The sequence below is a fragment of the Thalassotalea crassostreae genome (genome assembly GCF_001831495.1).
Classification (GTDB): Bacteria; Pseudomonadota; Gammaproteobacteria; order Enterobacterales; family Alteromonadaceae; genus Thalassotalea_A; species Thalassotalea_A crassostreae.
The window spans coordinates 3,788,798-3,801,597 of the sequence record NZ_CP017689.1 but is presented as its reverse complement, the minus strand read 5'-3'; the positions used below and the strand labels follow the sequence as shown (position 1 = coordinate 3,801,597).

Sequence of the window (12,800 nt, the reverse complement as noted above, 5' to 3'; positions counted from 1 at the left end):
TTGCACAGTATGGATTACATAAACATCAATAAAGAAGCGTGGAATAAACGCACTAAGGTTCATGTCGATTCTAAATTCTATGATGTGAAAGCATTCAAAAATGGCAAGTCGTCGTTGAATAAAATTGAGCTCGAACAGCTAGGCAATGTCGATAGAAAAAGTCTTTTGCATCTACAGTGTCATTTTGGCCAAGATACCCTATCTTGGGCGAGATTGGGCGCTAAGGTTACCGGCGTTGATTTATCCACAGCAGCAATAGCGCAAGCCAAACAACTTAACTTGGATCTCGGTTTAGATGCGAAGTTTATAGCTGATGATATCTATAACTTTGGTGCTCACAATAGTGAACAATTTGACATCGTCTATACCTCTTACGGCGTTCTTTGTTGGTTGCCAGACTTAACACGCTGGGCACAGTTAATTGAAGATTCACTTTCTATCGGTGGAGAGTTTCATCTGGTTGAGTTTCACCCATTTAACGATCTGCTCAGTGGCTATTCTTATTTTCCTCAAGTTGATCCTGATGTAGAAGAAGAAGGTACCTATACTGAAAACTGCGACGGTGAAACATCAACTGTGGTTACATGGGCACATTCAATCAGTGAGGTTGTTAATGCGCTTATATCTGTTGGACTAAATATTGAATTATTTAACGAATATCCATACAGTCCATATGATTGTTTTGAAGGCCTAAAACATGTGCCAGAACTTGGCTTTGAAATGATATCTAAAGGACAACAAGTGCCATTGATTTATACAATTAAAGCGCGCAAAACAGGTTTGTCAGTGAAACAAAATAAACAATAAAATAAGTTAACAGGCACGAAAAATGAAAATTCAGAAAATTATATTGTTATCTTTCACCCATATTTCTATGTTGGCCGTAGGCTTTGTTATCGGCATTTATGTATTACCGATACTTGCTGCACCGCCAGCCCCAAGCGCTTTAGAAATAAATGCGGTTGTCAGTGAAGCTGACTATCAAACTGAGTTTGTACGCGAGTTAAAAGGTAGCGATACACTTCATTGGGGCGAAGGCAAAGTATCGCTTAGTCAACATTATATAACCCTTTTAGGCGAACTTGCTCCAGGTCCTGAGTACAAACTTTATTTGTCGCCTGAGTTTGTCGAAACAGAAGCAGAGTTTGAACAACTAAAAACTCAAATGACACTCGTTGGTGACGTTAAAACTTTTGATAATTTTATGGTGCCTGTCGATCAAAGTATCGATTTATCAAAATTTAATACTGTCATTGTTTGGTGCGAAGCGTTTAGTGAGTTTATTACTGCCGCCCAATATCGATGAGAGGTATCGCCAAGAGGCATCGATAATAAGTATCGCTAGCAAACATATACCTATATGAGGGGAATTTTTGAAGTCTATCGATGTAGAACAGCAATTTAATTCTTTAATCCGTGACGTTCGAAGTTGTGAAATTTGTAGTGAATACTTGCCCTTAGGTCCAAGACCTGTGGTACAGCTCGATCGTCAATCACGTATTTTGATAGTCGGACAAGCACCTGGATTGAAAGTCCATAAATCTGGCATACCGTTTGATGACGCCAGTGGCAATCGATTACGCGATTGGTTAGGTATGTCTAAGGAAGAGTTTTATGATCCTAAATCCGTTGCCATTTTACCTATGGGCTTTTGTTATCCGGGCAAAGGGGCATCTGGAGATTTACCTCCTCGTTCAGAATGTGCAAAAGCATGGCGTCAAAAATTACTGGCACAATTAACAGCGGTTGAGCTCACTTTAGTCATTGGTCAGTATGCGCAAGCGTATCACCTTCCAGACGCTGTTAATTCGGTAACTGACAATGTTTTAGCGTGGCAAGAATACTGGCCTAATGTAGTGCCTTTACCCCATCCAAGTCCGAGAAATAACCCTTGGCTAACACGCAATCCTTGGTTTGCAAATGAACTTGTCCCTAAATTGCGTAGTCGAGTGGAAGAGATTTTAGCGAAGCCGCGTTAATGTTTATGGTCGCTGTTTATCTCTATCTAGATGGCATTTTAATAAACTTAGGGTATAAGGCAATATAAATTTTATTAACAATCGAGCTACCTTTACTCTGGAAAAATAGAAGGCTAGGAGAAATGAAATGAATTATGTAGATGGTTTTGTTTTGGCTGTTCCAAAAAAAAATAAAGAGCAATATGTAAAACATGCTTTTGATGCGGCTCAGGTTTTTAAGGAATGCGGCGCGCTTAATGTCGCAGATTGTTGGGGGGATGATGTGCCCGATGGTGAGGTTACTTCATTTCCGTTAGCGGTAAAATGCGAAGAGAATGAAGTTGTTTGTTTTTCTTGGGTTGTTTGGCCGTCAAAAGAGGTGCGTGATGAAGGCATCAATAAAGCAATGGAAGACCCAAGATTATCATCTGAGGTTAACCCAATGCCGTTCGATGGCAGGCGTATGATTTTTGGTGGCTTCAATATGATTGTAAATGAATAGAAAAGTCCCCAAACCAATGTATATTAATGGCAATGAATAAGTAGAAAAAAGATTGGAAATTAGAAAGTTAAATTCGTTGCGAGCAATTGCCGCTCTTATTGTTTTCATCACTCACTTTAGTGATGTAACTCATTGGCTTGATGGCGCTTTAGGTGGTGGCTCAGGCGCATACGGCGTAATGCTGTTTTTCTTGTTGAGCGGCTTTCTCATGTCTTATTTATATTTAGACAAAGCGTTTAGCAAAGACAACATTAAACATTATATAGTTGCGCGAATTGGCAGAGTTGTTCCGCTTTATCTGCTTATCGTGTTCGCCTCGTATTTTTTATCTCAAGCTGGCAGTGATGTACTGTATCAAATTCCCGATTTCAACTCGTTATTAGGTCATTTTTTATTCATGGTTGGCGATAGAGTGCTGTGGTCAATACCTCCAGAGGTTCAGTTCTATTTAATTTTTATTGTCTTTTGGTCACTAAGCAATCATAGATCTGGCTATATTTATTTGGCGATTGTAGCGGTGCTGATAATACTGTTTTTGACTAATTTTCCGCGAATTTACGGTGATATTTACGGCGTTCCTTATAATATGTTTAATGTGATCAGGTCACTGCCGCTATTTTTTGTCGGCGTAGTGTTTGGCCTGAATTATAAAAAGCTGAACATCCCTACATATATGAAACAACATTGGTTGGTATTGGTTCTATGCTTGATCCCGTTGATGTACCCTGAGCTTAGCCCCGTTAATACCGACGCCAAGCACAAAATGTGGCTAAGCTATGAAGTGTTGTTAGTTATGAGTACGGTGTTTTTTTGTATCGTATTTTTAGTGCCAGACAACAACATCTTATTAGCCAATAAAGTAGGGGACGTTATTGGCAAGATATCGTACTCGCTTTATTTGTTGCACCTACCCGTAATCATGCAAGTGAATCAACTAAATTTAAACATCGAGCTTAAACTGTTATTGTCATTAGCGGTGAGTCTTTTATTGGCATACATATCCTATCGATATTTTGAAAAGCCAATTGCTCAATTTATCCGAGTAAAAACTACGAACTCAAGCAGCCAAAGTTGAACAGCAAAGCAGTCAATAGCGCCGGTATAAGATCGAAATAGACCGGCAACGAAAGCAAAATTTATCTGTTGTTCTCTCACTCGTTGTTGAGTGCCTAGCTTTTATTGCCTACAATAAGCTACTTTCAATTCAAATCAGGTCATAATTATGAGCGACACTAATCAACCAACGTTACCGGATCGTCTTGCCATTGATCCGCGCAGCCCACATTACGTAAAAGAAGTTTTTGAACACAATATTGGTATCCGTTTTAACGGTAAAGAACGCACTGATGTTGAAGAGTACTGTATTAGCGAAGGTTGGATAAAAATTGCATCACCAAAAGCATTAGACCGCCGTGGTCAGCCAATGCTGATTAAACTTAAAGGTACTGTTGAAGCATACTATTGTTAATAACAATAAAATTTAGCAAACGCCTAAAAACTTAACCGTTGTTATTATTCAATTTATTTCACTAAATGAATGTGACAACGGTTGATAAATCGATATTTTTCTACGCTTTCCCAATCAAACTGAAATTGCCAAAGCAATTGATGCTTTCAAATTATTCCAACCATATTTAGCAGAAATACTTAGATACAAACTACGGCTTGAGTGTGTCAATTACTTTGTGTTTAAATCAATAATGCTAGCCATATACTGGTCGTATTATGTTTATAAACAAGGAGAGCTTCAGTTGAATATTAGTAAATCAATTTTTATTTTACTATCGTTAATTTCATTTAATTCGTTTGCTACAAGCGCTGATGAGATCAATCATTTACTAAGCTATGTAGAGTCTACACAATGTAAGTATGAACGAAACGGTACGATGCATACCGGTAGTGAAGCGGCTGAACATATTAATAAAAAATATGAGTATTATCGAGACGATATTGAGACTACAGAAGATTTTATTAAATACTCAGCAACAAAAAGTAAAATGTCCGGCAAGTATTATAAAATTCATTGTGCGGATAAAGCAGTTGTTAACAGTAAAGATTGGTTATTATCAGAGCTAAAGCGTTATCGGTTGGCAAAAAAATAATATCGAAAGCTGTTTAGTTTCTGATTCCTTTGCACAATATAATTGGAGTCTAAATGTCATTTAAGGCCATTAATTTTGAAGAAAAGTTAGCCAAGTTCAATGAACATTGGTCGCCCCGAGTTATTGCCGAAATGAACGATTACCAATTCAAGTTAGTAAAGGTTAAAGGCGAATTTGTCTGGCATGATCACCCTGATACAGATGAAGTGTTTGTTGTCATTGAAGGTACACTTGATATTGAATTTCGAGACGGTACGGTCACCATAAATACGGGAGAAATGTTTGTTGTGCCAAAAGGCAAAGAGCATAAACCGGTAGCAAATAGTGAATGCAAAGTGATGATAATAGAGCCTAAGGATGTCGTTAATACTGGCGATAGAAACTCTGAGCTAACTGCTGAAAACGATGTTTGGATCTAAGTCATTTGATCTATGATTAATTAAATCCAGCTTGTTTTATACTGTCTTGATAAGTTCGAGAAACAGGTACTTCAATATCGTTAGTTAAGACTAAACTTATTTTGCGGTTTTCTTTTTTTACATGAGTAACGGCTTCTTTAGCAACCCACCACGAGCGATGAGTTTGCATTCCTGGGTAATTAGCGAGTAAGTTCATAGCGTCTTTAAAGCGCATTAATAAAAGATGATTTCCTTTATCGGTATATATCTTTAGGTAATGATCTGCCATTTCTAAACAAAGTAAATCTCCTCGCTTTTCTAGGGGTACCTGCTCCATTAAATGTGCCAACTTTTCATTTTCTAGATTGTTCGGAAGCAGCTGACTATTTTTCGCCTCGAGCTCTTTCAATTCTAGTTCTTGTTGCTGCTGCTTAATATGGTCTCTCATCATGGTAATGATACTAATTGCACCACCAATCACGACCGCTTTTGGGAAAACTTGGAAAAATTGAACCTGGTAATTAATCGGCATATTGAAAAATAGCCAAGTGCATACTGGGACAGTAAAGCCCATTAAAAAACTACCGAGTAACGTGCCAACAGCAACCCGATGCCAACGAATGTTAATTGAATCTTGCAATAGAATATCTACGAAATGCATCGATGGTGCGTAAATAAAGTAACCAATTATACAAGTAGAAACCCAATAACCAATCGATATCCATATAGACAATTGGCCCATCCCAAAAGGTGCTAAATAGCCAATAAATAAGCCAACGCAAATCGATATAAATAAACTGCTAATCACCCTTTTACGGGTAAAAAGTGGCTCTGTCCCTTGTTTTTGCTGGGGTGTTTCACGATTCGTCAACGGTACATTCACCTTTTTTTGTGTATTTTACGAAGTTTTTGAAGCACTTCACGAAACATAACTTTTGATCAACTAAACCACATTCTATCTTGTTTTAAACACGGCGCAACGACTGCGTATAAACAACAAGACTACAAATAAAATATAAAAGGATCAATGATGAAAATTTTTAATCGTACATCAAATACTATAGCCGCTTTATTACTTTCACTTTCTGCTCAATCTGCCAATGCCAGTAATATTACCTTTGAAATTTCCGGTGTCCAAGCGAAAGGGAAACTATACATTCAACTATTTAAAGGTGAAGACAATTACCAACAAGGTAAAGCTCACAACGCTACGATAGTTGTCGCCAAAGAAGGTATTACTAAAGTGTCATTTGCTGATATTGAGCAAGGTGAATATGCCTTACGTTTTTTTCACGACCAAGATGACAATGGTGAAATGGCGACTAATTTATTTGGTATGCCGACGGAAGGTTACGGCTTTTCAAACAATGCGAAACCTAATTACGGGCCAGTTGATTACAGCGAAATCAAATTTGAGGTCGGTAAAGATCAGCAAGTTGTTAATAAAACAGAAGTGATTTACTAGGAGTTTATAATGCAACGCAGAGAATTACTTAAAAGTATTGGTTTAGCGAGTGTTGGAGTAGGCGCAAGTATAGCAATGCCGAAGGCGCTTGGCGCTGCGGCGACTAAATCATTGACAAAATCACCTAAAAATATTGCGGTTAATTTTAAAGAGTTATTTAACCAAGCTTTGGCCAAAGACCCTGATCTAATTGGCTTCGCCAATGTTGAACATGATTTTGATACAAAGTCACTGCAACTCGAAGGTAAAATACCTAAGGACTTACAAGGTGTGTTTTATCGCAATGGCCCAGGTAAACATGAACGTGGAGATATGCGTTACAAACACCTTTTTGAAGGTGACGGCATGTTACAGCGGTTTGATATTGCCGATGGAAAAATAATCCATCATGGCAAGTTTATCGGTACACCTAAATTTAAAACAGAGCAAAAAGCTGAGCAGTTTTTATATTCAGGCCCAGATACTAAATTGGCTAACTCATTGCCAGTATCTAGCTCAGATATGGTCAATACAGCTAATACCAACGTTATACCTGTAGGTGATGATTTATGGGCGCTATGGGAAGCAGGTTCTCCGGCAGTGATAGATTCGGACACCTTAGAATTTAAGCAATTTGAGGCTTTAGGGAAAGATACAAAATATACCAATAGTTTAAAAGGATTGCCATTCTCAGCACACCCGAAAATATCTCCTGATGGTGATATTTGGAACTTTGGCTTAGGTCCTGCAGGTCATATCGTTCTGTATCATTTAGCCGCAAACGGAACGGTTAAAAATGTTGGTGTGATAAATGCCCAGTACAATGGTGGAATGTTGCATGACTTTTTGATGACCGATAAGCATCTGTTAATTATCTTACCGTCAATTGTTGCAGACCGCTCAATACAGGGGTATTTTGCTGGCACTCAATTTGATCAAAATGTGGCTATGACGGTGCTTGTGGTTAGTAAGCAATCTCTTGCCATTAAAAGCCGAGTAGAGTTGCCTCCAGGATTTGCGTTTCATTATGGTAATGCTTGGGAAGATATCGATGGCACCATACACTTTGATGCCAGCCTTTATCCTGATTTAGACGTTCTCCACAAACTATCAGATGTTATGCAGGGACAAATGAGTCATGTTAACTCACGAGCAAGAACAGCGTTTTATACCATAAAAAACAATGGTACATATGATATGCAAATACTTGATAGCATTTCTGAATTTCCAAGGGTGAGCGATCATGTCGTGGGCTTGAAGAATGATTACCTATATCACTTATCAGCAAATCAAAATAGCTTTTGGAGTGATACAGTTTCATCAATTAATACCGATACTGGTAAAGAACAGCACTTTCATTTCGGTGAAGATTATTTGGTGGAAGAACACGTTTCAGTGTGCCCAAAACAAAAACAAGGCACGGGATATTTAATTGGCACCGCCTTGCATGTACCAAGTAAACGCACTTGTTTAAATATCTTTGATGTTAGCAATCTTGGCCAAGGGCCGATTTGTAGAGCGTGGCTGCCTTATCATTTACCGTTAGGTTTTCATGGTAATTTTAAAATTAAACAAAGTTAGCAAGGAAGCGTTATTGATACGTGAATAGATAGCGCTTACTTTCAAAGTATGAACTGTAAATAGATCAAGGTGAAATAGGTGTCGCATAAATAAATAATAGTAATCCGCGCAGGTTAAATACTCGGTGGTATACTTAATTAAGGACTTTCAAAATAATCAGCATTATGAAGCTAGTAACGGCTAATGCCAAAATTTAAACATTTGATAATTCAAAGCCTTAAGGATAGTGAACATATTACTAAGTAAATACTAGGAGAATCTATGAATAGTAAAATTATCGGAATAGTGCTCATCATTGCTGGCGTCGCTTTAGCGATTTGGGGATATAACCTTTATGATTCTGCAGGTTCTCAAGTTAGCCGTGCATTTAGTGGTGATGCACCACTAGAGTCTTGGGCGGCGATGATTGGTGGCGTGGTTTGTGTGTTACTTGGCATTGCAAAAGTAAAATAGTTATCGTTAACGATACTCTTATCTAAATGAAATGACTAAAAGGAATTACTATGCTTTCAATGAGTAGTGCATGGCGTGCAATGCAACCACTGAAAAAGCGTTGCCAACGATGCGGACTTTATTATCCTAAATCACTCACAGCCTGCGACCATTGTTCTAACTTAAGTGAACATGAGCTGACAGCTTTAAAAACTGCTAATCAAAAAATGAAAAAGGGCAATGCTCAATTAGGGCGCATGATGTTTTTTTGCGCCGTTATTATCGGCGTGCTACTAATGGCAAGCTTTGTAAAGTGATGTCCGCCTACCAATAATAATTAGTTAAAAGGCAAAGTAAAGGAATGTATATTGATCACCTCAACATCAGCACCCCAACAAAAATATTAATTCAGGAAAAAACCTTTTTTTGCCAAGTATTTGAGCTAGAAGAAGGCTTTAGGGCCAAGTTATCATCGAACGGTTATTGGCTATATTCGGGTTTGAATTAATCGATGTATTTCGTTGTAGCATTTGCCGTTCTCTTGATGTGTTTCAGCACCATTATGATTGCAAGCCCAAATTACTGGTCAGCAGCCATTATACGCTTTGCCAAGAAAAGATACTTTCATTGGTTTGAGGTCTCTAGTCGATTTATAACAGGGATATTATTTGTGCTGTTTAGTGCTGATACGTTATATCCCAACGTCATTATTTTTATCGGTTATTTATTGATAGCAGTGAGTATTGGATTAATTGTTACTGGCGAAGCAAAACATCGTTAGTTCGCAAACTGGTCAGCGGTGAAATTCAAATCTATTTTTCGCCCTGCTGGACTAGGCTCTTTAATTTTTTCAGTGTTTTTGATTTATTTGGCACTGGCCGTTTAATAGAAAGCGTATAGTAGAGAGTGTTTAATAATGAGTCTTTAACAAAGAGAGTTTAAGTGTGTTTTTTGACGTTGATGAAATAGAAAACCAAGCTAAATATCGTTTGCTCAATGGCGGCGTGACACCTCGACCAATTGCATGGATAAGTACTCGTTCAAGTGCTGGCGTGGATAACATTGCACCTTATTCTTTTTTTACTGTGGCAAGCTGCAATCCACCGGTGCTTTTGTATACCCAAGTTACCCAACGAAACAAAATTGATAAGGATACCTTAACTAACTTAAGGGACACTGGCGAATGTGTCGTTAACATAGTCAACGCCGAGCTTTTAGAAAAAATGAACCAAACAAGCGCCGCTATCGATCATGATATAAGCGAGTTTGACTATGCCAATGTTGAGCAGTGTGCAAGTCATAGAGTAACGCCATATTCGGTTAAACAATCTCCGGTCCGATACGAATGTACGTTACGAGAAATTATTTCGGTTAGCGAAGCAGCGAGTGGCGGAACAGTTATTTTATTAGATGTAAAATGTATTTATGTCCGCGATGACTTGCTTGAAGAAGGTAATATCAATCAGCACCTAATTGATTCTGTTGGAAAAATGGGTGGTGATTTGTTCTCATTAACTGAACAAAGAGTGAAATTAGAACGTCCGTAAACAACAAACAATACAACTATCTTGGAGTGAATTGAAATGCTTAACAAACATAACACCGGTTTGATAGTGATTGATGTACAAGGAAAACTAGCAAGTCTGGTTGCCGACAGCGAAGCAATGTTAGCCAACATCGAAGTGCTAATTCAAGGCTGTAAAATCGTAAACTTACCTATTGTTTGGTTAGAGCAAAATCCACAAGGACTGGGGGCAACCGTTGCTCAAATAAGTCAGCATTTGCATGGTGATAATAAACAGCCAAATGAAGCCATCGTAAAACATACCTTTAGTGGTTGTGGCAGCAGTGAGTTTGTTCAAGCCGTGGCAGATAGCAATGTTAAACAGTGGTTAGTTTGCGGTATAGAAGCACATATTTGTGTTTATCAAACGGCCTATGCTTTATTAGAAAAGGGCTACGATATTGAGGTGGTTGTAGACTGCGTATCATCTCGCGACAAAGCCAATAAAGACTTGGCAATTGATAAGCTAAAACATAAAGGTGGTAGTATCACTAGTGTGGAAATGTGTTTGTATGAGCTGATTGAAGATTCGAGAAATGCAGAATTTAAACAAATACTTTCACTGATAAAATAATTTTCAGCTCATTGATTTAGTCGTCGGCATCGATGATAAGGTGTTTAATTTTATTTGGTACACCATCCCATTCTTTAGCATCTTTAGGCGGCGCTTTTACTTCAGTAATTCGCGGCCATTGCTTTGCTAATTCACTATTAAGTTCAATAAAGTCTTGTTGATCTTCTGGTACTTCATCTTCTTGAAAGATAGCTTCGGCGGGACACTCAATCGGGCATAAATCACAATCAATACAGTCGTCAGGGCTGATCACTAAAAAGTTAGGGCCTTCATAAAACGCATCGGCAGGACATACAGCGACGCAATCGGTGTATTTACATTTTATGCAATTGTCGGTTACTACAAACGCCATTGGCTGTCCTTTGTTTTAGGTTGAAGCTCTAGATAGAGGCTTTAGCTTGAATTTTTAGCTAAATAATAGCGGCGATCATACCGTGCTGAAAAACTATTTCAATTGCTGATTTATCTGAGCTAAGCATTTTGGTAAAATATCGCGGCTTAACTCGTAAATCGCGATGTAAATATCGTCGTCTATATTATTGCTGTTATTTAATTTCCCAAATTGGAACACATATGTTGCGCTTAACTAATATTAAGTTAGATCTAAATCATCAACCACAAGACCTTGAGAATGCTATTTTAACTAAGTTAAATATAGATCAAAGTCAGCTAGTTAACTTTACCGTGTTTAAGCGTGGTTACGATGCTCGCAAAAAGAACAACATCATTTTGATGTATACTTTAGATGTGGAAACAAAGTGCGATGAAGAATTATTAGCACGATTTGAAAAAGATCAACACGTCCGAGTTAGTCCAGATACAAGTTACCATTTTGTTGCACAAGCACCTGAAACTATTACTAAACGCCCTGTCGTCATTGGCATGGGGCCATGTGGTTTATTTGCCGGTTTAATCCTTGCGCAAATGGGTTTTAAGCCAATTATTTTAGAACGCGGTAAAGAAGTTCGTCAAAGAACCAAAGATACCTTTGGCTTTTGGCGCAAAAAAATCCTGAATACTGAGTCTAATGTTCAGTTTGGCGAAGGCGGCGCCGGCACTTTCTCTGATGGTAAACTTTATAGTCAGGTTAAAGATCCAAAACATTACAGCCGAAAAGTATTAAATGAGTTTGTTGATGCTGGCGCACCAGATGAAATTTTATATGTTAGTAAGCCACACATAGGTACCTTTAAATTAGTCACTATGGTCGAACGTATGCGCGCAACAATCACTGAGCTTGGTGGTGAAATACGCTTCGAACAACGCGTTGATGATATTCATTTTGAAGAACTTAATGATGGCTCAGGAAAGCGCAAAGTCGTTGGCTTAACGCTTGCTGATGGTGAAACCATTGAGACCGATGCTATTGCGCTTGCAATTGGACACAGCGCCCGAGACACCTTCAAGATGCTCCATGAAAAAGACGTCTTTATTAAATCAAAACCATTTTCTGTTGGCTTTCGCATCGAACATGAACAGTCGGTTATTGATGAAGCTCGATTTGGCAAAAATGCTGGTCATCCAATTTTGGGTGCTGCAGATTATAAGCTAGTGCATCATTGTAAAAATGGCCGCTCGGTTTACAGTTTTTGTATGTGCCCTGGTGGCACCGTGGTTGCTGCAGCTTCTGAAGAAGGTCGTGTAGTGACAAACGGTATGAGTCAATATTCACGCCATGAACGCAATGCAAATAGCGCCATTGTTGTTGGCATCGATCCAAAAGATTACCACCCTGATGGCAGCACCGATGATGTGTTAGCAGGAATTGAATTTCAACGCCGATTAGAAGAACAAGCTTACAAGCTTGGTGGTGAGAGTTATGACGCACCGTGCCAGCTTGTTGGTGATTTCTTAGCGGGTCGTAAAAGTGGTGAACACGGTAGTGTCGAACCATCGTACAAACCGGGCGTTAAATATTGTGATTTAAGCGAGGCACTTCCTGATTATGCGGTTGAAGCGATTCGTGAAGCATTACCAGCATTTGAACGCAAAATTAAGGGTTTCTCAATGGCTGAGGCAACATTGACCGCTGTTGAAACTCGCACATCATCGCCGATTCAAATTACTCGCGATAAGCAAACACTACAAAGCTTAAATACTGATGGTTTGTTTCCTGCAGGTGAAGGTGCTGGTTATGCTGGAGGTATTTTATCGGCAGGTATCGACGGTATCAAAGTTGCTGAAGCAATGGCTTTAGCAATGTTAGAAAAGACAGAATAGCTTCAGTTAGTTCTTTTAACTAATC

18 protein-coding genes are annotated in these 12,800 nt (G+C 38.6%); 16 read left to right on the top strand and 2 right to left on the bottom strand.

Going from position 1 to position 12,800, the window contains the following annotated elements; translation table 11 throughout:
- Positions 1-9 precede the first annotated feature (9 nt).
- The 8 genes from LT090_RS16405 to LT090_RS16370 all read left to right on the top strand — a co-directional run bounded on the left by LT090_RS16405 (position 10) and on the right by LT090_RS16370 (position 4,981).
- Positions 10-807 (top strand): class I SAM-dependent methyltransferase, encoded by a 798-nt coding sequence (locus tag LT090_RS16405; protein ID WP_068547722.1) that lies wholly within the window; start codon positions 10-12, stop codon positions 805-807.
- A gap of 22 nt (positions 808-829) precedes the next feature.
- Positions 830-1,306, top strand: coding sequence for a DM13 domain-containing protein (locus LT090_RS16400; protein ID WP_068547723.1), 477 nt, complete (start codon positions 830-832; stop codon positions 1,304-1,306).
- A 67-nt stretch (positions 1,307-1,373) separates the two neighbouring features.
- A complete protein-coding gene (locus LT090_RS16395; protein ID WP_193408710.1) occupies positions 1,374-1,979 on the top strand; it encodes a uracil-DNA glycosylase family protein in 606 nt (201 codons plus the stop codon).
- Positions 1,980-2,106: 127 nt separating this feature from the next.
- Entirely contained in the window at positions 2,107-2,460 is a 354-nt protein-coding gene (locus LT090_RS16390; RefSeq protein ID WP_068547724.1) for a DUF1428 domain-containing protein, read from the top strand.
- A gap of 52 nt (positions 2,461-2,512) precedes the next feature.
- Complete coding sequence (locus LT090_RS16385) at positions 2,513-3,535, top strand: acyltransferase family protein (RefSeq protein WP_068547725.1); 1,023 nt, start codon at positions 2,513-2,515, stop codon at positions 3,533-3,535.
- Between the two features lie 147 nt (positions 3,536-3,682).
- Positions 3,683-3,928, top strand: coding sequence for a DUF3297 family protein (locus LT090_RS16380; RefSeq protein WP_068547726.1), 246 nt, complete (start codon positions 3,683-3,685; stop codon positions 3,926-3,928).
- Between the two features lie 283 nt (positions 3,929-4,211).
- Positions 4,212-4,562 carry a DUF5329 family protein gene (locus LT090_RS16375; protein WP_226996503.1) on the top strand — a complete coding sequence of 117 codons (351 nt, stop codon included), beginning with the start codon at positions 4,212-4,214 and terminating at the stop codon, positions 4,560-4,562.
- A 53-nt stretch (positions 4,563-4,615) separates the two neighbouring features.
- The gene (locus tag LT090_RS16370; RefSeq protein WP_068547727.1) at positions 4,616-4,981 is read left to right on the top strand and encodes a cupin domain-containing protein; all 366 of its coding nucleotides are present in this window, start codon (positions 4,616-4,618) and stop codon (positions 4,979-4,981) included.
- A 16-nt stretch (positions 4,982-4,997) separates the two neighbouring features.
- On the opposite strand, the gene LT090_RS16365 is transcribed toward LT090_RS16370, so the two are convergent.
- Positions 4,998-5,831: a LytTR family DNA-binding domain-containing protein gene (locus LT090_RS16365; protein WP_070796020.1), complete on the bottom strand. Its 834-nt coding sequence runs from the start codon at positions 5,829-5,831 to the stop codon at positions 4,998-5,000.
- A 156-nt stretch (positions 5,832-5,987) separates the two neighbouring features.
- Between LT090_RS16365 and LT090_RS16360 the strand changes: the two genes are divergently transcribed.
- From LT090_RS16360 to LT090_RS16330, 7 genes are all read left to right on the top strand, one after another.
- A complete protein-coding gene (locus LT090_RS16360) occupies positions 5,988-6,425 on the top strand; it encodes a DUF2141 domain-containing protein (RefSeq protein WP_226996502.1) in 438 nt (145 codons plus the stop codon).
- A gap of 9 nt (positions 6,426-6,434) precedes the next feature.
- A complete protein-coding gene (locus LT090_RS16355) occupies positions 6,435-7,985 on the top strand; it encodes a carotenoid oxygenase family protein (protein WP_068547730.1) in 1,551 nt (516 codons plus the stop codon).
- A gap of 261 nt (positions 7,986-8,246) precedes the next feature.
- A complete protein-coding gene (locus LT090_RS16350) occupies positions 8,247-8,438 on the top strand; it encodes a DUF3185 family protein (RefSeq protein ID WP_068547731.1) in 192 nt (63 codons plus the stop codon).
- A gap of 50 nt (positions 8,439-8,488) precedes the next feature.
- Positions 8,489-8,734, top strand: coding sequence for a hypothetical protein (locus LT090_RS16345; RefSeq protein WP_068547732.1), 246 nt, complete (start codon positions 8,489-8,491; stop codon positions 8,732-8,734).
- A gap of 245 nt (positions 8,735-8,979) precedes the next feature.
- The gene (locus tag LT090_RS16895; protein WP_082897266.1) at positions 8,980-9,198 is read left to right on the top strand and encodes a hypothetical protein; all 219 of its coding nucleotides are present in this window, start codon (positions 8,980-8,982) and stop codon (positions 9,196-9,198) included.
- 163 nt (positions 9,199-9,361) lie between these two features.
- Positions 9,362-9,964 carry a flavin reductase family protein gene (locus tag LT090_RS16335; protein ID WP_068547733.1) on the top strand — a complete coding sequence of 201 codons (603 nt, stop codon included), beginning with the start codon at positions 9,362-9,364 and terminating at the stop codon, positions 9,962-9,964.
- 36 nt (positions 9,965-10,000) lie between these two features.
- Positions 10,001-10,555: a hydrolase gene (locus tag LT090_RS16330; protein ID WP_068547734.1), complete on the top strand. Its 555-nt coding sequence runs from the start codon at positions 10,001-10,003 to the stop codon at positions 10,553-10,555.
- Positions 10,556-10,571: 16 nt separating this feature from the next.
- Here the strand turns inward: LT090_RS16330 and fdxA are convergent, their stop codons facing one another.
- Positions 10,572-10,907 (bottom strand): ferredoxin FdxA, encoded by a 336-nt coding sequence (gene fdxA, locus LT090_RS16325; protein WP_068547735.1) that lies wholly within the window; start codon positions 10,905-10,907, stop codon positions 10,572-10,574.
- A gap of 221 nt (positions 10,908-11,128) precedes the next feature.
- On the opposite strand from fdxA, the gene LT090_RS16320 reads away from it, so the two are divergent.
- Positions 11,129-12,775 (top strand): NAD(P)/FAD-dependent oxidoreductase, encoded by a 1,647-nt coding sequence (locus LT090_RS16320; protein WP_068547736.1) that lies wholly within the window; start codon positions 11,129-11,131, stop codon positions 12,773-12,775.
- Positions 12,776-12,800: the final 25 nt, after the last annotated feature.